The sequence below is a fragment of the Klebsiella sp. JB_Kp042 genome (assembly GCF_040065275.1).
Lineage (GTDB): Bacteria > Pseudomonadota > Gammaproteobacteria > Enterobacterales > Enterobacteriaceae > Klebsiella > Klebsiella quasipneumoniae.
This window is the reverse complement of record NZ_JBEAJL010000016.1, coordinates 1-25256: the sequence shown is the minus strand read 5'-3', so window position 1 is coordinate 25256 and position 25256 is coordinate 1. Positions and strand designations below refer to the sequence as shown.

Annotated in this window: 23 protein-coding genes; 8 read left to right on the top strand and 15 right to left on the bottom strand. The window is 58.9% G+C overall.

Features of this window, described 5'->3' with window-relative positions; translation table 11 throughout:
* Nucleotides 1-304: 304 nt before the first annotated feature.
* Nucleotides 305-2806, top strand: coding sequence for a phosphoenolpyruvate--protein phosphotransferase (gene ptsP / locus ABLV54_RS05400; protein ID WP_050532892.1), 2502 nt, complete (start codon nt 305-307; stop codon nt 2804-2806).
* A 37-nt stretch (nt 2807-2843) separates the two neighbouring features.
* On the opposite strand, the gene ABLV54_RS05395 is transcribed toward ptsP, so the two are convergent.
* From ABLV54_RS05395 to ABLV54_RS05375, 5 genes are all read right to left on the bottom strand, one after another.
* Entirely contained in the window at nt 2844-3809 is a 966-nt protein-coding gene (locus ABLV54_RS05395; RefSeq protein ID WP_348813755.1) for a PDR/VanB family oxidoreductase, read from the bottom strand.
* A 57-nt stretch (nt 3810-3866) separates the two neighbouring features.
* Nucleotides 3867-5315: an NAD-dependent succinate-semialdehyde dehydrogenase gene (locus tag ABLV54_RS05390; RefSeq protein ID WP_050532890.1), complete on the bottom strand. Its 1449-nt coding sequence runs from the start codon at nt 5313-5315 to the stop codon at nt 3867-3869.
* Nucleotides 5316-5333: 18 nt separating this feature from the next.
* Nucleotides 5334-6458 (bottom strand): carnitine monooxygenase, oxygenase subunit YeaW, encoded by a 1125-nt coding sequence (gene yeaW, locus ABLV54_RS05385; protein ID WP_050532889.1) that lies wholly within the window; start codon nt 6456-6458, stop codon nt 5334-5336.
* 37 nt (nt 6459-6495) lie between these two features.
* Complete coding sequence (locus ABLV54_RS05380; RefSeq protein ID WP_050532888.1) at nt 6496-8103, bottom strand: BCCT family transporter; 1608 nt, start codon at nt 8101-8103, stop codon at nt 6496-6498.
* A gap of 854 nt (nt 8104-8957) precedes the next feature.
* A complete protein-coding gene (locus tag ABLV54_RS05375; protein WP_048334639.1) occupies nt 8958-10043 on the bottom strand; it encodes a tartrate dehydrogenase in 1086 nt (361 codons plus the stop codon).
* Between the two features lie 82 nt (nt 10044-10125).
* Between ABLV54_RS05375 and ABLV54_RS05370 the strand changes: the two genes are divergently transcribed.
* The gene (locus ABLV54_RS05370; protein WP_072096457.1) at nt 10126-11088 is read left to right on the top strand and encodes a LysR substrate-binding domain-containing protein; all 963 of its coding nucleotides are present in this window, start codon (nt 10126-10128) and stop codon (nt 11086-11088) included.
* Here ABLV54_RS05370 and ABLV54_RS05365 read toward each other — a convergent pair.
* From ABLV54_RS05365 to puuD, 4 genes are all read right to left on the bottom strand, one after another.
* On the bottom strand, nt 11085-12365 hold the full coding sequence (locus ABLV54_RS05365) for an FAD-binding oxidoreductase (RefSeq protein ID WP_023289085.1): 1281 nt from the start codon (nt 12363-12365) through the stop codon (nt 11085-11087). The two genes, ABLV54_RS05370 and ABLV54_RS05365, sit on opposite strands and share 4 nt — an antisense overlap.
* A 2-nt stretch (nt 12366-12367) precedes the next feature.
* Entirely contained in the window at nt 12368-13855 is a 1488-nt protein-coding gene (gene puuC / locus ABLV54_RS05360) for an aldehyde dehydrogenase PuuC (RefSeq protein WP_032455303.1), read from the bottom strand.
* Between the two features lie 320 nt (nt 13856-14175).
* Nucleotides 14176-14733, bottom strand: a complete 558-nt coding sequence (puuR, locus tag ABLV54_RS05355; protein WP_002898590.1) for an HTH-type transcriptional regulator PuuR — start codon at nt 14731-14733, stop codon at nt 14176-14178.
* 25 nt (nt 14734-14758) lie between these two features.
* Nucleotides 14759-15511, bottom strand: coding sequence for a gamma-glutamyl-gamma-aminobutyrate hydrolase (puuD, locus tag ABLV54_RS05350; RefSeq protein ID WP_072096456.1), 753 nt, complete (start codon nt 15509-15511; stop codon nt 14759-14761).
* Between the two features lie 225 nt (nt 15512-15736).
* Here puuD and ABLV54_RS05345 point away from each other — a divergent pair, with 225 nt between their 5' ends.
* Nucleotides 15737-17158, top strand: a complete 1422-nt coding sequence (locus tag ABLV54_RS05345) for a glutamine synthetase family protein (RefSeq protein ID WP_002898595.1) — start codon at nt 15737-15739, stop codon at nt 17156-17158.
* Nucleotides 17159-17511: 353 nt separating this feature from the next.
* On the top strand, nt 17512-18903 hold the full coding sequence (locus ABLV54_RS05340) for an APC family permease (protein WP_023289089.1): 1392 nt from the start codon (nt 17512-17514) through the stop codon (nt 18901-18903).
* A gap of 118 nt (nt 18904-19021) precedes the next feature.
* Here ABLV54_RS05340 and ABLV54_RS05335 read toward each other — a convergent pair whose 3' ends face one another.
* A complete protein-coding gene (locus ABLV54_RS05335; RefSeq protein WP_002898600.1) occupies nt 19022-19144 on the bottom strand; it encodes a small membrane protein in 123 nt (40 codons plus the stop codon).
* A 255-nt stretch (nt 19145-19399) separates the two neighbouring features.
* Here ABLV54_RS05335 and ABLV54_RS05330 point away from each other — a divergent pair, with 255 nt between their 5' ends.
* A complete protein-coding gene (locus tag ABLV54_RS05330) occupies nt 19400-19621 on the top strand; it encodes a hypothetical protein (RefSeq protein WP_023289090.1) in 222 nt (73 codons plus the stop codon).
* 1 nt (nt 19622) lies between these two features.
* Here the strand turns inward: ABLV54_RS05330 and ABLV54_RS05325 are convergent, their stop codons facing one another.
* Both ABLV54_RS05325 and ABLV54_RS05320 read right to left on the bottom strand, forming a co-directional pair.
* On the bottom strand, nt 19623-20411 hold the full coding sequence (locus tag ABLV54_RS05325; RefSeq protein ID WP_050532885.1) for an SDR family oxidoreductase: 789 nt from the start codon (nt 20409-20411) through the stop codon (nt 19623-19625).
* 115 nt (nt 20412-20526) lie between these two features.
* Nucleotides 20527-20976: a helix-turn-helix domain-containing protein gene (locus tag ABLV54_RS05320; protein WP_050532884.1), complete on the bottom strand. Its 450-nt coding sequence runs from the start codon at nt 20974-20976 to the stop codon at nt 20527-20529.
* A 152-nt stretch (nt 20977-21128) separates the two neighbouring features.
* Between ABLV54_RS05320 and agp the strand changes: the two genes are divergently transcribed.
* Nucleotides 21129-22376 carry a bifunctional glucose-1-phosphatase/inositol phosphatase gene (agp, locus tag ABLV54_RS05315; RefSeq protein WP_050532883.1) on the top strand — a complete coding sequence of 416 codons (1248 nt, stop codon included), beginning with the start codon at nt 21129-21131 and terminating at the stop codon, nt 22374-22376.
* A 66-nt stretch (nt 22377-22442) separates the two neighbouring features.
* On the opposite strand, the gene ABLV54_RS05310 is transcribed toward agp, so the two are convergent.
* The 3 genes from ABLV54_RS05310 to ABLV54_RS05300 form a co-directional block, all read right to left on the bottom strand.
* Nucleotides 22443-22670: a YccJ family protein gene (locus ABLV54_RS05310; protein WP_008805934.1), complete on the bottom strand. Its 228-nt coding sequence runs from the start codon at nt 22668-22670 to the stop codon at nt 22443-22445.
* 20 nt (nt 22671-22690) lie between these two features.
* Nucleotides 22691-23287: an NAD(P)H:quinone oxidoreductase gene (gene wrbA / locus ABLV54_RS05305; RefSeq protein ID WP_002898704.1), complete on the bottom strand. Its 597-nt coding sequence runs from the start codon at nt 23285-23287 to the stop codon at nt 22691-22693.
* 216 nt (nt 23288-23503) lie between these two features.
* Nucleotides 23504-23635, bottom strand: a complete 132-nt coding sequence (locus tag ABLV54_RS05300; RefSeq protein WP_032428724.1) for a hypothetical protein — start codon at nt 23633-23635, stop codon at nt 23504-23506.
* Nucleotides 23636-23722: 87 nt separating this feature from the next.
* Between ABLV54_RS05300 and ABLV54_RS05295 the strand changes: the two genes are divergently transcribed.
* Nucleotides 23723-23896 carry a general stress protein gene (locus ABLV54_RS05295; RefSeq protein ID WP_002898708.1) on the top strand — a complete coding sequence of 58 codons (174 nt, stop codon included), beginning with the start codon at nt 23723-23725 and terminating at the stop codon, nt 23894-23896.
* A gap of 162 nt (nt 23897-24058) precedes the next feature.
* Nucleotides 24059-24997, top strand: coding sequence for a DMT family transporter (locus tag ABLV54_RS05290; RefSeq protein ID WP_050532881.1), 939 nt, complete (start codon nt 24059-24061; stop codon nt 24995-24997).
* Nucleotides 24998-25256 lie beyond the last annotated feature (259 nt).

The window sequence follows — 25256 nt, the reverse complement described above, 5'->3', positions numbered from 1 at the left end:
GCTCCTGAGCGCTGTAGGGCCCGTGACAGTATTGATGGCTCAACATTAGAAAAAGGGCGCCGTATAAAACAGTAGAGAAAAAGTGCATTTACTGGATATTTGTAAGGTTAGAAAAGAATTGCGATCCACCTCAAATCTAAGTGATGACAGGAGGAGTGAGCGCTAAAAGGGTGGAATTGTGATGGCGGACATAAAAAAGTATCGTGTGTACAATAGTCCAGTAATTGCCAGTTTTGTCACCTAGTCCACTTGACCATCTTTCATTACCTTTTGGGGAATTAATGGATTACTCAGGAGGAAGGCGATGGCTCTGGTCATTGAATTTACATGTGATTTGCCCAACGGTGTGCATGCGCGTCCGGCCAGTCTGGTCGAAACGCTGTGTAACCGTTTTTCATCGGCAATTGAGTGGCGGAACCTGCGCTGCGATACCGGTGGCAATGCCAAAAGCGCGTTGGCGGTCATCGGCACGAACACCCTGAAGGGCGACACCTGCCAGCTGCTTATCAGCGGCGAAGATGAAGCCGAGGCTTACGCCGCGTTAACGGCCTTTCTGCGTGATGAATTTCCTCACTGCGACGCGCCGCTGCCTACGGCACAAGCGCTGGACGTCCAGCCGGTGCCGGAGTCACTCTCACGCCTGAACCCGATGCTGTTTCATGCCAGTCCGGTCTGCGCCGGCAGCGCGGGGGGCAGACTCATCCATCTAAAATCCCGCGATTTGCACGAGCTTGGCGCACTGCCCGTCGCCAGCAGTCCTGAACAGGAGCAGGCGGCACTGGATAACGGCCTGCGCCTGCTGGTGAAAGATATCGAACTGCGGCTGCTGGACAATGACGGCACCGCCAGCGCGATACTGGAAGCTCACCGTTCGCTGGCGACGGATGCCTCGCTGCGCCAGCATCTGCTCGGCGGGATCCTCACCGGTCTCAGCTGCGCCCAGGCGATCGTCGCCACCAGCGACCACTTCTGCGCCCAGTTCCGCGATTCCGGCAGCAGCTATCTGCAGGAGCGGGTGCTGGATGTGCGCGATGTCTGCTTCCAACTGTTGCAGCATATCTACGGCGAAGCCCGTTTCCCGGCGCCGGGTCAACTGCGGGAAGCCGCCATTTGCCTTGCCGACGACCTCACCCCCAGCCAGTTCCTCGAACTGGATAAAACGCATCTCAAAGGGCTGCTGCTGCGCAGCGGCGGCACTACGTCGCACACCGTGATCCTCGCCCGCTCATTCAATATCCCGACCCTGGTGGGGGTTGACCTCGACGCACTGTTGCCGTGGGAGGATACCCAGGTGCAGATCGACGGCAACGCGGGGCTGCTGGTGGTCGACCTGAGTCCGGCGGTGGCGCGCTACTATCAGCAGGAGTCGTGGGTTCAGGCGCAGATCCAGCAACAGCAGCAGGTATGGCTGGATAAGGCGGGGCAGACGGAAGACGGTATCCGCGTCGAGATCGCGGCGAACATCGCCCATTCGGTAGAGGCGGTGGCGGCCTTCAACAACGGCGCGCAGTCGGTTGGCCTGTTCCGCACGGAGATGCTCTATATGGACCGGCCCGGCGCGCCATCGGAAGACGAACTCTACAACATTTTCTGCCAGGCGCTGGAGCCTGCCGCCGGGCGCAGCATTATCGTGCGGACTATGGATATCGGCGGTGATAAGCCGGTGGCCTACCTCAACATTCCGGCGGAAAATAACCCCTTCCTCGGCTACCGCGCGGTGCGCATCTATGAAGAGTACCAGGCGCTGTTTCATACTCAGCTGCGGGCGATTCTACGCGCTTCGGCGCACGGCTCGCTGAAGATCATGATCCCGATGATTTCCTCAATGGAAGAGATCCTGTGGGTGAAAGAGCGGTTGGCGGAGGCCAAACAGTCGCTGCGCGTCGAACAGATCCCGTTTGATGAAAAAATCCCGCTGGGCATCATGCTGGAGGTGCCGTCGGTGATGTTCATCATCGATCAGTGCTGCGAAGAGGTGGACTTCTTTAGCATCGGCAGCAATGACTTAACGCAGTATCTGCTGGCGGTCGATCGCGATAATGCGAAAGTGACGCGCCATTACAACAGTCTCAACCCGGCCTTCCTGCGTGCGCTGGACTATGCCGTGCAGGCGGCGCACCGGCAGGGGAAATGGATCGGCCTGTGCGGCGAGCTGGGGGCCAAAGGTTCGGTGCTGCCGCTGCTGGTCGGCCTCGGCCTGGATGAACTGAGCATGAGCGCGCCGACGATCCCGGCGACCAAAGCGCGTCTGGCGCACCTGGACAGCCGCGCCTGCCGTCAACTGCTGAATCAGGCGATGCAGTGCCGTACCTCGCTGGAAGTGGAGCATCTGTTGGCCCAGTTCCGCATGCGCCAGCAGGATGTGCCGTTGATTAGCCGTCAGTGCATCACCCTCAACAGTGACTGGCGCAGCAAGGAGGAGGTGCTGAAGGGGATGACGGATAACCTGCTGCTGGCCGGGCGCTGCCGCTATCCGCGCAAGCTGGAGGCCGATCTCTGGGCCCGCGAGGCGGTGTTCTCCACCGGGCTGGGCTTCAGTTTTGCCATTCCGCATAGTAAATCCGAGCATATTGAGCAGTCGACCATTAGCGTCGCCCGCCTGGCGCAGCCGGTGAAGTGGGGTGATGAAGAAGCGCAGTTTGTGATTATGCTGACGCTAAACAAGCATTCGGCGGGCGACCAGCATATGCGCATCTTCTCGCGCCTGGCGCGGCGCATTATGCACGCCGAGTTCCGCCAGGCGCTGGTATCCGCAGAGAGCAGCGAGGCTATCGCGCAACTGCTGCGCCGCGAGCTGGAGTTGTGATCGGTTATCCGGCCCGCGCCGCTGGCCGGAGCGCGCTTTACAAATCCAGCACCAACCGGCCGCCTTTGGCGCGCGAGCAGCAGATCAGCATACTCTGCTGGCTGGCTTTCTCTTCCTCGCTGTAATACTGGTCGCGATGGTCGGCTTCGCCCTCCAGAATCACCGTTTCGCAGGTGCCGCACACCCCTTCGCGGCACAGGCATTCCACCTTCGCTGCTTTGTTATTCTCGATCACCTGCAAAATGGTCATATCCTGCGGTACGGTAAATTCGCGTCCGGAACGCGCCAGCACCAGGGTAAACGCCTCTCCGCCTTTATCCTCAAGGATAAACTGCTCAAAGTGCAGTTGACTGGCGGGCACCTGATGGCGTTCGGCGGCGGCTTTCACTGCCTCGTTAAGCGCCGCCGGGCCGCAGATATACACGTGGGTTCCGGGCTCGAGGTCAGCGAACAGGCGCGGCAGATCGAGACGGCTGCCGAGCGCTGATACATGAACATTGACCCGATCGCGCCACGGCGCGGCGCTGAGCGCATCGACGAAAGCATTATTGTCGGCGTCGTGGAAACAGTAGTGCAGCCGCCAGTCGGCCTGCCGTTGTTCCAGTTCAGGAATATGCGATAAAAACGGCGTGATGCCGATGCCGCCGGCGATCAGCAGATGCTTGCGTGCCTGCGGTTCGATGGCGAACAGGTTGTTGGGTGTGGACACCGTCAGGTTATCGCCTGGGCGCACCCGCTGATGCATAAAACGCGAGCCGCCTTTGGAAGGCGACTCAAGACGCACCGCAATCTGCCAGGTGGTGGTATCCAACGGCGAGCTCATCAGCGAATAGGCGTTACTGTAGCGCTGCTCGCCATCCTGCATCTGGACGATAATATGGCTGCCTCCGCTGAATGCCGGCAGCGGAGCGCCGGTCTGCGATACCAGCGTAAAACGCTTCACAAGAGGGGTGCTCTGTTCAACATCGCGAACGACCGCCTCAAACATTTGATAATCAGACATCGCTGAACTCCATCAAAAGATCCCAGCGTGGCCAGCGCCATCGCCGGGAGAGCATATTTATAACCCCTGGCAGAGATACTTCATCTCCAGGTAATCTTCGATTCCGTGTTCCGACCCTTCGCGGCCAAGGCCGGACTGCTTTACCCCGCCAAACGGCGCGACTTCGTTGGAAATCAGCCCGGTATTGATGCCGACCATGCCGTATTCCAGCTGTTCGGAGACGCGCCAGATACGGGCGGCGTCGTTGCTGTAGAAATAGGAGGCGAGGCCGTAGATAGTGTCATTCGCCTGCTCGATGACCTGCTGCTCATCGTCAAATTTCACCAGCGCCGCCACCGGGCCGAAAATTTCTTCCTGCAGCAGCAGTGACCCCGGCTGGACGTCGCCGATCACCGTTGGGGTGAAGAAATTACCGCCCCGCGGATGCACTTTACCGCCGGTTAACAGCGTCGCGCCGCGGGTCAGGGCGTCGTCGAGCAGGGACTGGACTTTGCGCCCGGCGTCAGCGTTGATCAGCGGGCCAATCTGTACATCGGACTCACTGCCATCGCCGACTTTCAGGGCGGCGACGCGAGCCACAAACTTATCGCAGAACCGGTCGTAAACGGCGCGATGAATATAGAAGCGGTTGACGCAGACGCAGGTTTGGCCGGCATTGCGGAACTTGGCGATCAGCGCCCCCTCGACCGCTTTATCGATATCGGCGTCGTCAAAGACGATAAACGGCGCGTTACCGCCGAGCTCTAAAGAGAGCTTTTTAATGGATTCCGCGCACTGGCGCATCAGTACGCGGCCAACTTCGGTCGAGCCGGTAAAGGAGAGCTTACGCACCCGCTCATCGCCGGTGAACACCGCGCCAATTTCGCGCGACTGGCCGGTGACGACGTTAATAACGCCCTGCGGGATCCCGGCCTGAATCGCCAACTCTGCCATCGCCAGCGCGGTAAACGGCGTTTCGTTAGCTGGCTTAATCACCATCGTACAGCCAGCGGCCAGCGCCGGGCCGGCCTTGCGGGTGATCATCGCCGCCGGAAAATTCCACGGGGTGATCGCCGCGCAAACGCCCACCCCCTGGCGGATCACCATCAGGCGTTTATCCGCGCCGGGGGAGGGGATTATTTCGCCGTTGGTGCGTTTGCCCTGTTCGGCAAACCACTCGATAAACGAGGCGGCATAGGCGATTTCGCCTTCTGCTTCCGCCAGCGGCTTGCCCTGCTCGGCGGTCATGATCTGCCCCAGCGCGGTTTTGTTTTCGAGGATCAGGCGGTGCCAGTTTTTCAACAGCGAGGCGCGCTGCGCAGCGGTTAATGTACGCCAGGCCGGCAGGGCGGCCGCGGCGGCATCCACGGCCTGTTGCGCTTCCGCCCGACCCATATTGGGGATCTGGCCGAGCGTCGCGCCGGTGGAAGGATTGCTGACGGCAAGCGTCGTACCGTCGGCGGCGTCGCGCCAGCTTCCGGCAATCAGCGCCTGCTGGCGAAACAGATCTGAGTGAAATACGGACATGGTCAACTCCTTCAACAATTACGGCTGGAACACCTGGGCCACCAGATTGTGGAAATGCGCGATCCCGTGCTCGGAGATACCGCTGCCGCTGGTATCCGCCATAATGCGTCCCTGGCCGCGATAGCCGCGGGACTTCAGCCCCTTCTGCACGCTTTCCACCAGACGTAAATCTTCCGGGCGGAACACATCGCGATACCACTCAATCAGCGCTTTCTGGTCGTCGGTTAGCGCTTCGTTGGTGAAATAGATGTCGTAATTCTGCAGGGTGGTCTCTTCATCCACTGGGAATTCATAAATGACGGTCATCATGCCCTTGATCGGCGTGACGTTGAACATGGTGCACGGCCACAGCCAGAAACCATGGAACGCGGCGTCGGTACCCTCTTCGAATTTAAACGATTGCTCGGACGGTTTGGCGAAGCCATACTGCAGGGTCCATTTGCCGTGCATGGTGTGCCAGTAACGGTCAACCTGTACGGAGTCCGAGAAGCCCGGGTGCGCCGGGCCACAGTGGTAACATTCCAGATAGTTATCGACGATATTTTTCCAGTTCGCCGGGGTGAGGGTGGTAAAGCGCGCCGCCAGTTTCAGATCATGCACATCCGGGCAGGCTTCCAGAACTTTGTCCTGCAGCCCAGGTAGCTGCGTTTCCACGCTCTCCGCTTCCGGGTTCATATTGATGAACACAAAGCCGGCATACTCTTCCAGGCGAACCGGCACCAGCCTGGCCTTTTCGCTATCGAAATTCGCCACGTTTTCGCAGTTGCGGGCGTGGGCGAGATTGCCGTCAAGCTTGAAGGCCCAGGCGTGATAGGGGCAGGTAATCACGTTTTTGGCTTTACCTTCACCGCTCAGCAGCTGGTGGCCGCGGTGCGGGCAGACGTTATAGAAGGCGCGCAGGATGTTGTCGCGACCGCGGACGATAACGATATTTTCGCCGATGATCTCCCGGGTGATGTAGTCGTTCGGCTTAGCCACTTCGCTACCGTGGGCGACGCAAATCCAGCTATTGGCGAAAATATGCTCTTTCTCGTGTTCAAAAGCCTGGCTGTCGGTATAAAAACGGGCTGGAATGGTCCAGGCGTCCTGCGGATTGGCGCAAAAGTTAATCGGCAGGGTAAAGTCAGGGCTTAAATTGCTCATGTAGGGTCACCTTGTGATTATTGTCAGTAAGCGATTTTTACAGCGACTGGCCGTCGCCTTTGAGTACTGCGCCAACCGGCAGCGTTTCGGCTTTAACGATCGGCTCGGGCGTATGGGTTTCTATCTGATGCACAGGCACGTGGGCGTAGTCCTGTTTTAGCCAGCGTACGAAGCCGCCGGTCTTGATCAGTAAAATGGCAAGGAACGGTAGGGCGGTCAGCACCACGGTGGTTTTCATGGTCTCAAGCGAAGCCCCGGTAAACAGAATCGATAGCGGGATGAGGGTGATCACCACGCACCAGAACAGGCGCATGCCGCGATCCGGATCGTCGCCTTCGCGCAGGTTGCGGGTACTGGTCGCCGCCATGGTGTAGGCCACCGCATCCATGTGCGAGGCGAGGAAAACAATCATTACGAACAGATAGGCGGCGAGGAACAGCTTACCTGCCGGCAGCGACATCAGGACCTGCTGGACGGCGGTTTCGCCGCCGAGAGTCTGCATCACCTGCGGTACGTTAATCACACCGTTAACGAACTGATGCATGGCGTAGCTTTCCATTACGCCGAAGAAGAACCAGCAGCCGGCGGTGCTACCGAGGAGTAGTCCCCAGATCACCTCTTTGATTTTGCGCCCCCGGGAGACACGTGTGACGAACATCGCCACGCCTGGGGTGTAGGAGATCCACCACAGCCAGTAGAATACGGTCCAGTTGCGGGTAAAGGCGCCATCGCCGAGGGGATCGGTAAACAGACTCATCTGCAGAAAGTTCTGGGTCGTCAGGCCGACGGCGTTAATGATGTTATTGGTGATGAATTCGGTCGGGCCAACCAGTAATACCACCAACGGCAGCAGAAACGCACCCCAGCCGACCATTTTGCTCAGGCGCTGCAGGCCGTTGTTGATGCCAATCCACGAACTCATGCAGAAAATACCGCCGGAGAGCAGGATCACAAACGCCTGCACGGTGAAGTTATCCGGCAGCCCGGTCAGCGCTGACAGGCCGCGGGTGAAGGTGGCGGCAGTGACCACCAGCGAAATGGTTAACGCGCCGACGGTAGCGATCAGGAACATCAGATCGACCAGACGGCCCCAGAAACCCTGCGGATTCACCCCGGTGATCGCCGAAATGATCCCGGAGAGGCTGAGGCCTTTATTTTTCCTCACGTGGAAGTGATAGGCCATGATCAGCGAGGCGAGAGTATAGGTTGCCCAGGCGCTTACCCCCCAGTGGAAGAAAGAGTAAGGGATGCTGTATTCCAGCGCTTTCGGCGATTGCGGTGCAATATTCAGGCCCGGGGTTTGGTAGTAATAAGCCCATTCGGCAACGCCCCAATACAGCGTGGAGGAGCCGAGCCCGGCGCAGATAAACATAAACAGCCATGAGAGGGTACTGTATTCGACTTTGCCTTCACCGAGACGGATATTGCCGTATTTGCTGGTCGCCAGATAGAGCACCAGTCCCAGCGCCAGCAGCACCAGTACTTGTACCGTGGAACCCAGCAGGCGGGTGACGCCGTTAAAAATCGAATCAGCCGCCTGCGCGGTTTGCTGGGGGAAGAGACTTAATGCAGCGGCGATGAAAACAATGGCCGCCAGGCTGATGGCAATCAGCGGCACATCTTTTTTCTTTACGTTGCTCAACATGGGTGATCTCCTGGGCATGATTGCCCGTAGGTGGCTTTAGCCTGTCGTTGTTATCACGCTGTAGGGTCAAGGTTCGTAGCAAAAAGCTATTAACAATCGGATTATTTCTTCGTTACATGAATTAAACAATTGGCCGTTTCGTGAAGCAATAAAACACGGAAAGGAAATAATAAAAGGTGAATTGGCGCAGGTTCTGTTCTTTCAGGAATTAATAAAGTTCACCGCTGTGATGCGATCCACTTGTCAGTCGTAGCGTTTTCTGCTTAGTGAAGAGAGCGGGGGCTAGGGTGCCAGGCGCGCGGGTTTTCCCGGGTAGCGGCTACGCCTTACCCGGGCTACGGTCCGTGCGGCCTGCCGTTAATTTATTCACCATGCTGGCTGATACTGCCGGTGTTGGCGGTCTCAACATCGCTGAGACATTCCCGGCGGGCCGGGGCAGCCCGCATGGATGCGGGCTGAGGGCCGTGTTTTGCATGGACGTCCATATATGCATGGACGTCCATATATGCTGCCTCGGCCCCACCCGAAGCCTGCCGGGATAAGTCGAAGGCACCATGCAGTAGCGATGTGGCTGGCCGGAGCCCGGGAGGACAGGGAGCGGTGGCGACTGTCCGACCCCTGTGCGCACCCTGCGCCAGAAGGGACATAACGCAGAAGGCATAATCGGGAGCGCAATGTGCCCGGAAATAGCCCTGGAGAGGTAGCCCTGCCAGGCGCTCCGCGAGCAGGGACATTTTCGGTTGCACCGTTATTTCGCCGGGTGGCGGCTGCGCCTAACCCGGCCTACTCACTCCATTATCGTGCCTTTTGTAGCCCAGGTCAGCCGTAGCGCGACCTGGGAGCGGCCGGGATAATTATGCCAAAATAGCTTTGCAGACGGCGTCGCTGACCTGCTGCGTTGACGCGCTGCCCTGCATATCCGGCGTCTTCGGCCCGCTGGCGATCGTCTGCTCAATTGCCGCCAGGATGCCGTTGTGCGCGGCGTGATAGCGCGCATCGCCGTTCCCGAGAAAATCAAGCATCATCGCCCCGGCCCATATGGTGGCGATCGGATTGGCGATATTTTTACCGTAGATATCCGGCGCTGAACCGTGGACCGGCTCGAACAGCGACGGGAAGGTGCGCTCCGGGTTGAGATTGGCCGATGGCGCAATACCAATGGTACCGGTGCAGGCCGGGCCGAGATCGGAGAGAATATCACCGAACAGATTGGAGCCGACGACCACGTCAAACCGCTCCGGCTGCAGCACGAAGCGGGCGCAGAGAATATCGATATGCTGCTTGTCCCAGCGGATCTCGGGATAGTTTTTGGCCATCTCCTCCACCCGCTCATCCCAGTAGGGCATGCTGATGGCCAGCCCGTTGGATTTCGTCGCCGAGGTCAGCGTTTTGCGCGGGCGGCTTTGCGCCAGCTCGAAGGCGTAGCGCAGGATACGGTCAACGCCCCGGCGGGTAAAGATCGACTCCTGAATCACCACTTCATGCTCGGTGCCTTCATTGGCGCGCCCGCCCAGAGCGGAATATTCGCCTTCGGTGTTCTCGCGCACCACGTAGAAATCGATATCGCCAGCCTTTTTCCCCGCCAGCGGGCAGGGGACGCCGGGGAACAGGCGCACCGGGCGCAGGTTGACGTACTGATCGAACTCGCGGCGGAACTTCAGCAGCGACCCCCACAGCGAGATATGATCCGGGACGGTATCCGGCCAGCCGACGGCGCCAAAGTAGATGGCGTCGAACCCCTGTAACTGCTCGCGCCAGTCGTCCGGCATCATCTTACCGTGATGAGCATAATATTCGCAGCTTGCCCACTCCATCTGCTCGAAGCTCAGCGCCAGATCCCACCGCTGCGCGGCGGCTTTCAGTACGCGGATCCCTTCAGGCAGGACTTCTTTGCCAATTCCGTCACCCGGGATGGCGGCAATACGACAGGTTTTTTTCATTCCGGTTCTCACTTTTTAGCGATGATGTTTGACCACCTGCTTATCCTATAATTGACTGATTCATAATTAATCACGCTAACTGGTGAAACATAAAACACAGATCATGAATAATCTGCCGCTGCTGAATGATTTACGCGTCTTTATGCTGGTCGCCCGCCGGGCCGGGTTTGCCGCCGCCGCTGAGGAGCTGGGCGTATCGCCGGCTTTCGTCAGCAAGCGGGTTTCGCTGCTGGAGCAAACCCTGAATGTGATGTTGCTGCACCGGACCACCCGCCGGGTCACCATTACCGAAGAGGGAGAGCGGATCTACGAGTGGGCGCAGCGCATTCTGCAGGATGTCGATGAGATGATGGACGAGCTCTCCGACGTGCGTCAGGTGCCGCAGGGAACGCTGCGGATTATCAGCAGCTTCGGCTTTGGCCGCCGGGTGGTGGCCCCCGCGCTGTCGGCGCTGGCGCTTCAGTACCCGCAGCTGGAGCTGCGTTTTGATGTTCAGGACCGGCTGGTGGATTTAGTCAATGAAGGGGTGGATCTCGATATTCGCCTCGGCGACGATATCGCGCCGAATCTGATTGCCCGCCAGCTGGCGCGCAATCACCGCGTACTCTGCGCGTCGCCGCAGTTCCTCGCCCGCCATGCGCCGCCGAAACAGCTGAGCGATCTGGCGGCTCTGCCGTGCCTGGTGATTAAAGAGCGGGATCATCCGTTCGGCGTCTGGCAGCTGCATAGCAAAGAGGGCCAGCACGCCATCAAAGTGACCGGGCCGCTGTCGTCCAACCATGGCGAAATTGTTCATCAGTGGTGTCTGGACGGGCAGGGGATTGCGCTCCGTTCGTGGTGGGACGTCAGGGAGAATATCGCCAGCGGGCATCTGGTGCAGGTGCTGCCGGACTACTGGCAACCGGCCAACGTCTGGGCGGTTTACGTCTCCCGCCTGGCGACGTCGGCTAAAATTCGCACCACCGTGGAGTTTCTGCGCCACTATTTCCAGCAACACTATCCGCAGCATGAGCCGACGGCCAGGGCCGTCGGCAAAGACGATTAAACCCCAAGGCGGTCGCGCAGGCTGTAGTAGGCGGCGCCCATCGCGGTAAAGGGGATACGCAGGCTGCGGCCGCCCGGGAACGGGTAGTGCGGCAGTTTGGCAAAGGCGTCGAAACGCTCGGCGTCGCCGCGCAGCAGTTCCGAAATCAATCGTCCGGCGAGGTGGGTACAGGTGACCCCATGCCCGCTGTAGCCCTGCATGTAGTAGATGTTGCTATCCAGGCGACCAAACTGCGGCATCCGCGACAAGGTCAGCAGGAAGTTGCCCGTCCAGCGGTAGTCAATCTTCACCCCCTGCAGCTGTGGGAAGGTTTTCAGCAGCTTTGGCATAATCAGCCGCTCCACATCGTCCGGGTCGCGGGCGCCGTAGACCACGCCGCCGCCGTACAGCAGGCGGTTGTCGCCGGTCAGACGGTAGTAGTCCAGCAGGTAGTTACAGTCTTCCACACAGTAGTTTTTCGGGATCAGCGAGCGGGCGACCTCCTCCGACAGCGGCGCGGTGGTGACCACCTGGGTGCCGCACGGCATGCTGCGCTTCGCCAGCTCCGGCTCCAGTTTGTCACCGAGATAAGCGTTGCCGGCGACAATCACATAGCGGGCAGTGACCTGGCCGCGGGCGGTGCTGACCACTGCCGGGCTGGTGTGCTGGATGCGGGTGACCGGCGACTGCTCATACACCCGGCCGCCGTTCAGGCGAATAGCGTCCGCTTCGCCGATGGCGAGGTTGAGCGGGTGAATATGGCCGCCGCTGTGGTCGAGCAGGGCGCCGACGTAGCGGTCGCTGTCCACTTCGCGACGAATCGCCTCTCTGTCCAGCAGCTCCAGTTGCGTGTTGCCGTAGCGCTCCCAGTTGGCTTTCTGTTCTTCCAGCGTCTCCAGCTGTTTATGGTTCATCGCCACGAACAGGCCGCCCGGTCGGTAATCGCACTGGATCTGATAGCGCTGGATGCGTTCGCGGATAATATCGCCGCCTTCGAACATCATGCTGCCGAGCATTTTCGCCGCATCCGGGCCGTAGTTTTTTTCAATCACGTCGATATCGCGGCTGTAGGAGTTAACCAGCTGACCGCCGTTGCGGCCGCTGGCGCCGAAGCCGATGCGCGCCCCTTCCAGCACCACCACGTCGTAGCCCATTTCGGCAAGATGCAGGGCAGAGGAGAGGCCGGTGTAGCCGCCGCCGACGACGCAGACGTCGCAGCTTATCGATTCGTCCAGCGTCGGAAAGGGTTCATATTTGTTGGCGCTGGCGGCGTAATAGCTGGTGGTATGTTCGGTCATGATTAAGACTCCAGGGCAATCCAGATGGTTTTCAGTTCGGTGAATTTTTCCAGGGCGTGCAGCGACTTATCGCGCCCGTTGCCGCTCTGTTTGTAACCGCCGAAGGGGACGGTCATATCACCATCGTTATAGTTGTTGACGAAGACCGAACCGGCCTTCAGGCGGCGGCTCATGCGGTGGGCGCGTGAGAGATCGCGAGTCCATACCGCGGCGCCGAGGCCGTAGTCGCTGTCGTTTGCAAGCCGCAGGGCTTCGTCTTCGCTTTTGAATCGCGTCACCACCAGCACCGGGCCGAAGATCTCTTCCCGGCTGAGGGTGGAGGCCGGGTCGACGTCAATGAAAATGGTCGGGCCGACGGCGGCAGGCCATGGATTTTTCCGCCCATCGAGGAACAGCGTGCTTTTACTTTCGCCGCCGCGAATAAAACTGTGCACGCTGTCGGCATGGGTGTTGTCAATCAGCATGCCCATGGTGGTGTTTGGGTCGAGCGGGTTGCCCGGCTGCCAGTGTTGCGCTTCGGTTTTCAGTCGCGCCAGGAACTCGTCGGCGATGCTCTCCTCCAGCAGCAGGCGGGTGCCGGCGATGCACACCTGGCCCTGGTTGTAGAAGATGCCGCCGGCGGTGGCGCTGACCGCTTTTTGCAGATCCGGGCAGTCGGCGAAGACGATGTTGGCGCTCTTGCCGCCCGCTTCCAGCCACACGCGCTTCATATTGCTGTCGCCAGCGTCTTTCAGCAGCTGCTTGCCGGTGCGGGTGGAGCCGGTAAAAGTAATGACCTCCACGTCAGGATGCAGGGCGAGCGCCTGTCCGGCCTCGTGACCAAAGCCGCTGACCACGTTCAGCACGCCGTCCGGCAGGCCAGCCTCTTTCGCCAGCCCGGCGAGGCGCAGGGCGGTGAGCGGCGATTTTTCCGACGGCTTAAGGATCACGCTGTTGCCTGCCGCCAGCGCCGGACCGAGCTTCCAGCAGGCCAGCAGCAGCGGGAAGTTCCATGGCACCACCGCGGCGATGACGCCAATCGGTTCGCGGACGATCATCGCCAGCTCGTTGCTGCCGGTGGGGGCCACTTCGCCATAGACTTTATCCAGCGCTTCGGCATACCAGCGGATGGCGCGGGCGGCGCCGGGAATATCGTCGCGCAGGCTGTGGCGAATCGGTTTGCCGGTATCCAGCGTTTCCAGCAGCGCCAGCTCTTCGCGGTGGGCCTCCATCAGGTCGGCGAAGCGTGTGAGAACCGCTTTACGCTGCGCGGGGGCGGCCTGTGACCAGTCGCCGTTATCAAAGACCCGGCGCGCGGCCTTCACCGCCAGCTCGACGTCGGCTTTTTTGCCGCGGGCGACATGGGCTAACGTTTGCTGCGCGGCAGGGTCAATGGTTTCAAAGGTGGTATTATCGACCGCGGCGCAATATTCGCCGTTAATAAATAATCGTGTTTCAATGGCCAGGCTTTTCGCTTTTTCCTGCCAGTAAGCCAGGTGCTGAAAATTCATCATGACTCCTTAAAAACATTATCGGCAAATTAATCATTTCGGCGTTTTCAGGCTGCACGGGGGCGCTGCGCCAGGCGCAGGGCATCGTGTATCCCCGGAGTTGAATACCGTTTTATTGCCCTAAATTTCGACAGGTTGTCTGCATGCCGAATAATTCAGGGACGAGTCGCCATTCACGGCGTTAATTATTTCAGGGCCAGCAGGAAATAGGATTCCCTTCCGGCACAAACGTTATGACGGCGAGTTTTTCGCTGCGACGAAAATAAAATTTCCGCCGTCGCAGGTCTGAAGAAAGCCTGAACCTCGTTCAGGCTAACTATTCAGAATGTGGTGGGGGTGTGGGCACTGATGATGCGGCAGATGCCTGCCGAGGTGTTGCTGAAGCTGTGCGGGATGCCGGTGTTAATGGCATAGCTCTGTCCAGCCACCAGGTGGTACGACTGACCGTTAATGGTCAGCACGATCTCCCCCTCCAGTATGGTGCCTATCTCCTCACCCTGATGCTTAATCCTCTCCCCGGTCGTGGTTCCAGGCTGGTAAGTTTCAAAAATCATCGCCAGCGTACGGTTCGGATTTCCGTTATGAACCAGCTTCATGGAAACGCCCTGACTGCCCATTTCGATAAGGTCATCCTGATTAATGACCACCTGGGGTTCGTCCGGCTTTTCGGGTTCAGAAAAGAATTCCGAGAGCGACAGCCCATAGACTTTCAGCAGCTTTTGCAGCGTACTGATGGCGGGACTGACTTTGTCCTGCTCTATGGTGCTGATGGCACTATGTGTTAACCCAGACAGTTCGGCGGCACGACGCTGCGAGAGACCCAGCTGTTGGCGGATCTCTGACAGACGTTTCCCTGGCGCCAGTCCGTCATCGCTCATATTTGCATTTCCTTAACGGTAGTGGTCAGCGCCGCCGCTTTTCAGCATGATGGCCCTGACAGGCGGTGATAAAACCATCAAACAACATACGCGACAGGGCGTATTCGCTACTGTTCCCTTCAGGATGCCACTGTACGCCCAGCGCGAAAGGGTGATCGTTCACGCTGACCGCTTCCACCAGTCCATCCGGCGCTCGCGCCTCCACGCGCAGCTGCGGACTCAGGGTTTTTGCCCCTTGTCCGTGTAGCGAGTTTACCCAAAACGTGTTGCAGCCCGGTATCAATTGCGACAGCAATCCTCCTTCCTGAACCTCAACCTGATGGGACGGGGCATACTGCTGCTCGACGGGCAGTTCAGGATCTTCGCGATGCTCCAGCAGCTCAGGCTGCTCGAACAGACGACGATACAGAGTCCCACCGGTGGCGACAACCAGTTCCTGCAGTCCACGACAGATGGCGAAAATGGGGATGCGCCTTTCGAGTGCGGCGTTAATCAGCGCCATGCTCAGAAGATCACGCCCGGGGTCGGCGTCAGGCTCATCGCCGTTTTCACCATAAAGGTGCGGCTGCACGTTACTGGGGCTGCCTGGCAGGTATATCCCGTCCAGTTTATCGACTAACGCGTTCAGCAGCTCCGGCTCCGCCAGCGCATGCGGCAGGGCGATCGGCAGTCCGCCGGCGTTAACAATTGCATTCAGGTACTTTTCTTGCAAGGTCTGGGTCTGGTGACCCTTAAGCCTGTTTCTACACATCACGACGCCAATAACTGGCTTGTACATTATATTTTCCATGATCGCCCTCACAAAGTGGACTAAATTATGACCGCTATAGCGGGTTTAACGGCCATATCGTTCAATATTTTCTCAATCTAGCAGTGGAAATAGCCCTTTGCAAACTTAATTTAACATTTGACAAACAATTTATTTGCATACACAGTCGATGGGGTGGACATTATATTTAACGGTCTGAGTGCAGGACCGAAACCAAACCAACGGCGGTGAATCATGGAAACCAATATCGTAGAAGTTGAGAATTTTGTTCAGCAAACGGAAGAGAGACGGGTCAGCGCGTTCGCGAAAGAAGTGAAGCGCTACCTCGAAACCTACCCTGATACCCAATATGTCGATGTCCTCCTCACTGATCTGAACGGCTGCTTCCGCGGCAAGCGCATCCCCGTTGCCGGCCTGAGTAAGCTGGAGAAAGGCTGTTATTTTCCGGCCTCGGTGTTTGCGATGGATATTCTCGGCAACGTCGTGGAAGAGGCCGGTCTGGGCCAGGAGATGGGCGAGCCGGATCGCAGTTGCATCCCGGTGCCCGGTACCTTAACGCCTTCAGCGGCCGATCCGCAGTCGATAGCCCAGGTACAGCTGACTATGGTTGATGAAGATGGCGCTCCCTTTGACGTTGAGCCGCGGAACGTACTCAACCGCCTCTGGCAGCAGCTGCGCCAGCGCGGGCTGTTCCCCGTGGTAGCGGTAGAGCTGGAGTTCTATTTACTGGACCGCAAACGCGATGCCGAAGGCTACCTGCAGCCGCCGTGCGCGCCGGGCACCGACGATCGCAACACCCAAAGCCAGGTCTACTCGGTCGATAACCTGAACCACTTTGCCGACGTGCTCAACGACATCGACGAGCTGGCGAAACTGCAGCTGATCCCCGCCGACGGCGCGGTGGCCGAAGCCTCTCCGGGCCAGTTTGAAATCAACCTCCACCATACCGATAACGTGCTGGACGCCTGCGATGATGCGCTGGCGTTAAAACGTCTCGTGCGTTTAATGGCGGAGAAGCATAAGATGCACGCCACTTTTATGGCCAAGCCTTATGAAGAGCATGCGGGCAGCGGGATGCATATCCACATCAGCATGCTGAACAATAAAGGGGAAAACGTGCTGGTGGACGGCGACGGGGAAGACTCCGCGCTGCTCAAACGCGCGCTGGCCGGGATGATCGATCTGATGCCGGCCTCGATGGCGCTGCTGGCGCCGAACGTGAACTCGTATCGCCGCTTCCAGCCGGGGATGTATGTCCCGACGCAGGCTTCCTGGGGCCATAACAACCGTACCGTGGCGCTGCGGATCCCGTGCGGCGAACGGCAGAACCACCGCGTGGAGTATCGCGTGGCGGGAGCGGACGCCAACCCGTATCTGGTGATGGCGGCGATTTTCGCCGGTATCCTGCACGGGCTGGATAACCCTCAGCTGCCTTTGCAGGAAGAGGTGGAAGGTAACGGCCTGGAACAAGAAGGGCTGCCGTTCCCGATCCGTCAGAGCGACGCGCTGTGGGAGTTTATGCAGAACGATCACCTGCGTGAGCGTCTCGGCGAGCGTTTTTGCCACGTTTTCCATGCCTGCAAGCATGATGAATTATTGCAGTTTGAGCGTCTTATCACAGAAACTGAAATTGAGTGGATGTTGAAAAACGCCTGATGGTCGCCCCGCGAGGGGCGCATGAGTTGAGTCATGAGTAGCATCATACGGCCTGAGCGGAGCCTGGTCGTCCTTTTTGCTGGGAGCCCAGCCATTTCCCGGATGTCGCGTTAAGGAGCGCAGGCGGCAACGGGGCTTCAGTTAACGACACAGTGTGTGACGAGGAAATGAGATGATGCAGATGTTCAAATATCCGCAGGGAGAGGGAGGCCGCTCAGGCCGCATTGGATGCCAGCCAGCAACCGCTCACCGGTCCGTCTTACCCTTTTATTTATGCCTTACCCCCTTGCTAAGCAGGTTTGTCACGCGAACGTTGTGCCCGCAAACTGTTATCCGCAAGGGGGGAATGGTCGATGGCAATTAATCTTCCTGCGCATAACGCCGCTCAGGCGGGCAGACCGCGTCTGCGTAAATCCCTCAAACTCTGGCAAGTGGTGATGATGGGGCTCGCCTATCTGACGCCGATGACGGTGTTTGATACCTTCGGCATTGTCTCCGGCATCAGTAACGGCCACGTCCCGGCGTCGTATTTGCTGGCGCTGGCTGGCGTGCTGTTCACCGCCATCAGCTACGGCAAACTGGTGCGCCAGTTCCCGGAAGCCGGCTCTGCCTACACCTACGCGCAAAAATCCATCAGTCCGCACGTCGGTTTTATGGTCGGCTGGTCGTCGCTGCTGGATTATCTGTTCCTGCCGATGATCAACGTCCTGCTGGCGAAGATCTATCTCTCGGCGCTGTTCCCGGAAGTGCCGCCATGGGTGTGGGTGGTGACCTTTGTCGCCATTCTGACCGCCGCGAACCTGAAAAGCGTTAACCTGGTGGCCAACTTCAACACCCTGTTCGTGCTGGTGCAGATCTCGATTATGGTGGTGTTTGTCATTCTGGTGGTCCAGGGGCTGCACAAAGGCGAGGGGGTAGGGACCGTCTGGTCGCTGCAGCCGTTTATCAGCCAGAATGCGCATCTGATCCCGATTATTACCGGGGCGACCATCGTCTGCTTTTCGTTTCTCGGCTTCGACGCGGTGACCACGCTGTCGGAAGAGACGCCTGACGCCGCGCGGGTGATCCCGAAGGCGATTTTTCTCACCGCGATGTACGGCGGCATTATTTTCATCGTCGCGTCGTTCTTTATGCAGCTGTTTTTCCCGGATATTCATCGCTTTAAAGACCCGGACGCCGCGCTGCCGGAGATTGCGCTGTACGTGGGCGGCAAGCTGTTCCAGTCAATTTTCCTCTGCACCACCTTTGTTAATACCCTGGCGTCCGGCCTGGCGTCCCATGCCAGCGTCTCCCGTCTGCTGTACGTGATGGGCCGGGATAACGTCTTCCCGGAGCGCATTTTCGGCTATGTGCATCCGAAATGGCGCACCCCGGCGTTGAACGTGATAATGGTGGGTATTGTCGCGCTGTCGGCGCTGTTCTTCGACCTGGTGACCGCCACCGCGTTGATTAACTTCGGCGCGCTGGTGGCCTTCACCTTCGTTAACCTGTCGGTGTTCAACCACTTCTGGCGGCGCAAAGGGTACAACAAAACCTGGAAGGATCGACTGCACTATCTGCTGCTGCCGATGGTCGGGGCGTTGACGGTAGGGGTGCTGTGGATCAACCTCGAGGCCACTTCCCTGACGCTCGGTCTGGTGTGGGCGGCGCTTGGTCTGCTGTATCTGGCTTATCTGACCCGTCGCTTCCGTAAACCGCCGCCGCAGTTCGATGCCGCCAAGGCGGAGCAGGCCTGGGAGTCCTAGAGCCTGACGCAGAAACCGAACAAAGGCAGGCCCGCAGGCCTGCCTTTGTTATGGCATCGGTAAGGGACAGTACAGGATGGTAAAGAAATCAGCAGAAAACGGCGGAGAACGGAAGGTATTATTTCTTCTTTTTATGGACAGGTAACTGACTGGCGCGCCGCTCTTTGAGGTACGACACCAGACTGTAGATGGCGACGCCCAGCAGCGCCACCGCGACGATAAAGAGAATAAGACCCGACATAGACCAACCTAAAATTCTGTTTAGAAAGGGAAAAAGATACAGGGCTCAGTTGAAGATAACATCGGGATATGTCTGAAAGATGACGCCTCATCGCGGGAATATCCGCCGCAGGGGTTGTGATAAAATATTTCCCGCAGGAATGTGACAGTCTGGGTTTCAGCTGAAAGGGCGTAACACTCCGTTAAGTGATTTTACAGAAGTGCGGCCAGCAGCGGGTTACGCTGACCGCGAATTAGAATGATCTGAGAGCAAGACATGTATAAGAAAACCCTCAGCCTGCTGGGCGTGGCGCTGGCGCTGACGGCCTTCGCCAGTCAGGCTGAAAATGAACGTCAGGCGATCCGCGAGCGGATCGTGGAGCAGGTCCTGAAACCGTGTGAAGGTAAAAAAGCGGGCGATAAGGTGGTGATCACCGATCGCCGCGGCGGTGAGCACGAGGCGATCTGTACCCTGGCGGCGGTTCCACTGCCGGAGTGAGTTAGCGATATCGCGGCGCCGGTTGCCCGGTTCGCGCGCTGGTAAACAGCGCCAGTCGCGTCTGCTCGAAAGCCTCCCACAATCCCAGGTCATGCACGGGCGGTAAGGTGACCTTTTCCCCCAGCTCCAGTCCTCTGAGGGCGGCGTCAACCAGATCCTCGGTGGTCATGACCGTACCGGTGGGCAGGGCGTCCAGCGCCACGCCGGAGGTCGGCCACAGATCGGTGGCGGTCGCCGCCGGCAATACCGCCTGAATACGCACGCCGCTGTCGGCAAACTCATCCTGCAGGCCACGGGTAAAGCTCAACACCCAGGCTTTGCTGGCGCTGTAGACCGCGCTGCCCGGCAGCGTATGCAGCGCAAGAATAGAGGCAATATTGATCAGCGTTCCGCGGCCCCGGGGAGCAAAAGCGGCCAGCGCGGCATAGCTCAGGCGCAGGAGCGCGGTGGTGTTGAGCGTATGAATCGCCTGGTGCTCGCGCGGCGTACTGGCGAGAAAGCCCGCCATTTTTGCCGTGCCGGCGTTGTTGATGAACAGGTCAATGGCGGGATCGTGCTGCAGACGCTGCTCCACGGCTTCAATGCCTTGCTCCTCGCTCAGGTCGGCCTTGACGATGCTGGCCCGGATGGCGTAGCGCGCCTGCAGCTGCCCGGCGAGCGCCTGCAGCCGATCTTCACGGCGGGCGGCGAGGATCAGATCGTAGCCGCGAGCGGCGAGTCGTTCGGCATAGATCGCGCCGATACCTGAGGAAGCGCCGGTGATAAAAGCAGTGTGCGATGACTGGGACATGAGTATTGCCTCTTAAAAGGTTGCATTATTAAACCAAATTCAGCATGAGATACTTGGTTTAATAATGCAACCATTTTGCCGGGCTTTTTTTATTTTTGCCTGCCGCGGGCAGCGATTAGTCGTTCAGCGGAACGGCGATGGTGATATCCGCCGGGGCCAGCTCACGGCCATCCGCCGCCTGCAGGACCAGTTTACGCAGGGGCTGGCGCTGCTGGCGGTCAATGAGCCGGGTTGCCGGTTCGTCAGGATCGAACAGAAAGTCATCCGCCCACTGGGAAAGGGCGACCAGCACGGTCTGCAGGGCGCGGCCCTTATCCGTGAGGACGTACTCCTGCCAGGCGCTGCCGTCGGAGGCCGGCTGCAGACGCAGGATGCCTTCATCCACCAGCATTTTCAGGCGTCCGGCGAGCATATTTTTGGCAATGCCGAGGTTTTTCTGGAATTCACTAAAACGGCACGCCCCGCGCAGGGCATCGCGGACGATAAGCAGCGACCACCAGTCACCGATAACGTCGAGGGAGCGGGCGACAGGACAGCAGCTGTTTTCAAGACGGGTACGTTTCACGAAAGCCTCCGGGTTAGTTGTTTCATTATAAAACTATTTGGTCGGCAGAGGAAATTTTCGGCGGCGGTCTAAGTTTGCGAGCGAATGCCAGGAAAAATGGCATAAATCCGTCACAATTAACCCGATGATAATAAATGACTAAGGATGAAGGGATGAACAAACGTCTACTCGCCGCCGCCGTAGCCGGCGCGGTCATGTTATCCGCCGGCGCTCTGGCGCAGGACACGGCCGCCCCGGAGGGGTATCAGCTGCAGCAGGTGCTGATCATGAGTCGTCACAACCTGCGCGCGCCGCTGGCCAATAACGGTAGCGTGCTGGAGCAGTCCACCGCCAAAGCCTGGCCGCAGTGGGATGTGCCGGGCGGCCAGCTGACCACCAAGGGTGGCGTGCTGGAGGTGTATATGGGCCACTATATGCGCGAATGGCTGGCGCAGCAGAAGCTGGTGACCAGCGGCGAGTGCCCGCCGGAAAACGCCGTTTACGCCTACGCTAACAGCCTGCAGCGCACCGTCGCCACCGCGCAGTTCTTTATCACCGGCGCGTTCCCGGGCTGCGGCATTGCGGTGCATCATCAGCCGCAGATGGGCACCATGGACCCGACCTTCAACCCGGTTATCACCGACGACTCCCCGGCGTTTCGTGAGAAAGCGCTGCAGGCGATGGAAAAAGAGCGCCAGGGGTTGCAGTTGACCGAGAGTTACAAGCTGCTGGAGACGATAATCGATTACCGCAACTCGCCCTCCTGCAAAGAGAAGCAGGTCTGTTCCCTGAGCGAGGGTAAAGATGCTTTTAGCGCCGGTTATCAGCAGGAGCCGGGGGTGTCCGGGCCGCTGAAGGTGGGCAACTCGCTGGTGGACGCCTTCACCCTGCAATATTATGAAGGCTTCCCCAAAGACCAGGTGGCGTGGGGGGAGATCGCCAGCGATAAGCAGTGGCAGGTGCTGTCGAAGCTGAAAAACGGCTATCAGGATAGTCTGTTTACTTCGGTGGCGGTGGCGCAAAACGTGGCCAAGCCGCTGGTCAACTATATCGATAACGCGCTGGTGGGCGAGGGGGCCAGCAAGGCGAAAGTCACGCTGCTGGTGGGACACGACTCGAATATTGCCTCGCTGCTGACGGCGCTGGACTTTAAGCCCTATCAACTGCCCGGCCAGTATGAGCGCACGCCTATCGGCGGCAAACTGCTGTTTCAACGCTGGCACGACAGCGGCAGCAACCGCGATCTGATGAAGATTGAGTATGTCTACCAGAGCACCGAGCAGCTGCGTAACGCCGACCCATTGACGTTGCAGACCCCACCGCAGCGGGTCACGCTGGCGCTTAACGGCTGCCCGGTCGATGACCAGGGTTTCTGCCCGCTGGAGACCTTTAAAAAGGTGATCAACGAGGCGGCGAAATAACGAAAAAACCCGGAGCAATCCGGGTTTTTTAGCAGGTTAGGGTGAGACTCGGCAGGGATAAACGTCCTAAACGTTTTTACGCTCAATCGTCTGTTCACCCCAGAACAGCGCATCTTTATCGGTTTTGGCAAAGGCCAGCGCCAGCACTTCGTCGCTGCCTTCCTCCCAGATTTGCTCCGCCAGTTTTTCATCATAGTGGGCGACTTCGAAAATCGCCTCGGCGATCTCCGGCGAGGTGTTACGTAAACTTGCCCATTCGCCGACGCGATGTGCTTTTGCTTCTTGAGTTGGCATAGTGCTCCTCCTGCGGAAGATTAGCCGTGCAGTTTAACGGCCAGTTTGGCGACATGTTCACCCTGATAGCGGGCGATGGCTAACTCTTCCTCGCTTGGCTGACGCGAGCCGTCGCCGCCGGCAATAGTGGTTGCGCCATAAGGCGTCCCGCCGCGTACCTGGGAGATATCGAACAGCTCCTGGGCGCCGTAGCCGATCGGCACGATGATCATGCCGTGGTGGGCCAGCGTCGTCCAGGTGGAGGTAATGGTTTGTTCCTGGCCGCCGCCGGTGCCGGTTGAGCTGAATACGCTGGCGATCTTGCCATACAGCGCGCCGGATGCCCACAGGCCGCCGGTCTGATCGAGGAAGGTGCGCATTTGTCCGGACATATTGCCGAAACGAGTCGGGGTACCAAAGATGATGGCGTCATACTCAGCCAGTTCCTGCGGCGTAGCGACAGGCGCGTTTTGCGTTTTACCGCCTGCTTTGGCAAACGCTTCTGCCTGCATGGTTTCCGGCACGCGCTTCACAACCACCTCAACGCCGTCCACCCGGTTCGCCCCATCGGCGACGGCGTGAGCCATGGTTTCAATGTGTCCATACATGGAATAATAAAGCACCAGAATTTTAGCCATTTCCATCACTCCTCGGTTGCATTATAAGCCAGCCAAATAGCTGGTACCTTTAAAGATAAAGCCTCTGCCGAAGAGTGCAAATCCAACGGGCATTTATTTGATTTATAACAAAATGACAAAGCATTATTTACTTTTCCTTGCGCAGCGCGGCCTGAGCGGCGGAGAAGCGGGAAGCGATGCCTCCGCCATTCTGGCCGGTGCGGCGAGGATGTAGCATCAGGATACATTTTCGCTAACTATTTTTTCTTCGTCAGCAGAGGAGGTTAGCGCCATCACGCGGCGCGAGGGGATTTTTTTCGCCAGGCTTTGTTTCTGAATGTGACATTTGCCATCGTCAGCGGCAGTCATTCACTAACCTTATAGATACGCGGCAGGACAGCGGCGTCGCCGCTCCCGCGTAATGCACTATGATGTCTAACCTAATGGAGGTCAGTAATGGCAAACCATCGTGGCGGTTCTGGCAACTTTGCTGAAGACCGTGAAAGAGCATCAGAAGCAGGACGTAAAGGTGGCCAGCATAGCGGGGGGAATTTTAAAAATGACCCTCAGCGCGCCTCAGAGGCTGGTAAAAAAGGGGGTAAAAACAGTCACGGTAGTCGTGAGAGTTAACGCGCGACTCGCACTGTTCTCTTTGATGCGGTGTTAATCTCCCCGACCCAACCGCATCGCCCTCGCCGCCGGCATCAGCCGGCGGTTTTTTTAGCTGTCGGAGGTTGCGCTCCCGCCGGGCCGATTGCACACTGGTCGCCCGTTAATCGTCATGGCTGTTTTATGTCTTCGTTAAAATTCTCCGTTAGCCGCCAGGAAGCGCTCCTTATCATGATCACCATGTTCTGGGGAGGGACCTTCCTTGCCGTGCAGTATGCGGTCAGCCTCAGCGGGCCGCTGTTTTTTGTCGGCCTGCGTTTCGCGACCGCCGCGCTGGCGGTGGGTCTGCTCTCGCTGCGCACCCTGCGCGGTATGACATGGCTGGAGGTGAAGGCGGGGGTGGCGATTGGCGTGGCGATTGCGCTGGGGTATGGGCTGCAGACCTGGGGACTGCAGTCGATCTCCAGCAGTAAGTCTGCCTTTATCACGGCGATGTATGTGCCGCTGGTGCCGCTGCTGCAGTGGCTGTGCCTGGGTCGTATGCCGGGGGTGATGTCCTGCGTGGGGATTGTGCTGGCCTTTATCGGTTTGATCCTGCTGGCCGGGCCGGAAAACAATCTGCTGGCGCTTGGCGTGGGGGAGATGATCACGCTGGCGAGCGCGCTGGCGATTGCCGCGGAGATTATCCTTATCAGCGCCTGGGCCTGGAAAGTGGATGTTCGGCGGGTGACGGTGGTGCAGCTGGCGACCGCGTCGCTGGTGGCTTTCGCCGCCATGAAGCCGGCCGGTGAGTCAGTGCCGCCGTTGACGCCGGCGCTGCTCGGCGTGGCGCTGGGGCTGGGCATTTTCAGCGCGATCATTCAGGTGACCATGAACTGGGCGCAGCGCAGCGTCTCGCCGACGCGGGCCACGCTGATCTATACCGGCGAACCGGTGTGGGCCGGTATTTTTGGCCGGTTGGCCGGTGAGCGTCTGCCGCTGCTGGCCCTCCTCGGCTGCGTCTTTATCCTCGCGGGCGTGCTGGTGAGCGAGCTGAAGTGGAAGCGCAAACCGCCGCCGCAGATGTCAACGAATAACGATGCGCAACCGCTCCCGGATCTGGCCGATCGTCGCGAGCCGTAATTTTACGCTTCTGATCCTACAGCGGCGCTTATCCTGGCTGGCCTACTCGTCCGGCTCTGATTGTCTGTAGGCCCGGCAAGCAACGGCGCCGCCGGGCGATGGAATCAGGCACGGAGTTGCGTTTATACCGGGTGGCGGCTGCGCCTTACCCGGCCTACAACCCCAACTCACCGCTGGCGTAGGGGCTGCTGAAACTGCCGTTGTTGGCGGCCTCAAAATCGCTGAGACGTTCCCGGAAGGCCGGGGCAGCCCGCATGGA

What these genes read in the sequence shown, in the direction of transcription:
- ABLV54_RS05390 (WP_050532890.1), bottom strand. Translation starts at nt 5,315, where the DNA reads ATGTCCGTATTTCACTCAGATCTGTTTCGCCAGCAGGCGCTGATTGCC.
- ABLV54_RS05330 (WP_023289090.1), top strand. Translation starts at nt 19,400, where the DNA reads ATGTATAAGAAAACCCTCAGCCTGCTGGGCGTGGCGCTGGCGCTGACG.
- ABLV54_RS05290 (WP_050532881.1), top strand. Translation starts at nt 24,059, where the DNA reads ATGTCTTCGTTAAAATTCTCCGTTAGCCGCCAGGAAGCGCTCCTTATC.
- ABLV54_RS05325 (WP_050532885.1), bottom strand. Translation starts at nt 20,411, where the DNA reads ATGTCCCAGTCATCGCACACTGCTTTTATCACCGGCGCTTCCTCAGGT.
- wrbA (WP_002898704.1), bottom strand. Translation starts at nt 23,287, where the DNA reads ATGGCTAAAATTCTGGTGCTTTATTATTCCATGTATGGACACATTGAA.
- agp (WP_050532883.1), top strand. Translation starts at nt 21,129, where the DNA reads ATGAACAAACGTCTACTCGCCGCCGCCGTAGCCGGCGCGGTCATGTTA.
- ABLV54_RS05365 (WP_023289085.1), bottom strand. Translation starts at nt 12,365, where the DNA reads ATGACCGAACATACCACCAGCTATTACGCCGCCAGCGCCAACAAATAT.
- ABLV54_RS05380 (WP_050532888.1), bottom strand. Translation starts at nt 8,103, where the DNA reads ATGTTGAGCAACGTAAAGAAAAAAGATGTGCCGCTGATTGCCATCAGC.
- ABLV54_RS05340 (WP_023289089.1), top strand. Translation starts at nt 17,512, where the DNA reads ATGGCAATTAATCTTCCTGCGCATAACGCCGCTCAGGCGGGCAGACCG.
- ABLV54_RS05335 (WP_002898600.1), bottom strand. Translation starts at nt 19,144, where the DNA reads ATGTCGGGTCTTATTCTCTTTATCGTCGCGGTGGCGCTGCTGGGCGTC.
- ABLV54_RS05310 (WP_008805934.1), bottom strand. Translation starts at nt 22,670, where the DNA reads ATGCCAACTCAAGAAGCAAAAGCACATCGCGTCGGCGAATGGGCAAGT.
- ABLV54_RS05300 (WP_032428724.1), bottom strand. Translation starts at nt 23,635, where the DNA reads ATGACTGCCGCTGACGATGGCAAATGTCACATTCAGAAACAAAGCCTG.
- ptsP (WP_050532892.1), top strand. Translation starts at nt 305, where the DNA reads ATGGCTCTGGTCATTGAATTTACATGTGATTTGCCCAACGGTGTGCAT.
- ABLV54_RS05295 (WP_002898708.1), top strand. Translation starts at nt 23,723, where the DNA reads ATGGCAAACCATCGTGGCGGTTCTGGCAACTTTGCTGAAGACCGTGAA.
- ABLV54_RS05345 (WP_002898595.1), top strand. Translation starts at nt 15,737, where the DNA reads ATGGAAACCAATATCGTAGAAGTTGAGAATTTTGTTCAGCAAACGGAA.
- ABLV54_RS05395 (WP_348813755.1), bottom strand. Translation starts at nt 3,809, where the DNA reads ATGTCTGATTATCAAATGTTTGAGGCGGTCGTTCGCGATGTTGAACAG.
- ABLV54_RS05375 (WP_048334639.1), bottom strand. Translation starts at nt 10,043, where the DNA reads ATGAAAAAAACCTGTCGTATTGCCGCCATCCCGGGTGACGGAATTGGC.
- puuD (WP_072096456.1), bottom strand. Translation starts at nt 15,511, where the DNA reads ATGTACAAGCCAGTTATTGGCGTCGTGATGTGTAGAAACAGGCTTAAG.
- puuC (WP_032455303.1), bottom strand. Translation starts at nt 13,855, where the DNA reads ATGAATTTTCAGCACCTGGCTTACTGGCAGGAAAAAGCGAAAAGCCTG.
- puuR (WP_002898590.1), bottom strand. Translation starts at nt 14,733, where the DNA reads ATGAGCGATGACGGACTGGCGCCAGGGAAACGTCTGTCAGAGATCCGC.
- yeaW (WP_050532889.1), bottom strand. Translation starts at nt 6,458, where the DNA reads ATGAGCAATTTAAGCCCTGACTTTACCCTGCCGATTAACTTTTGCGCC.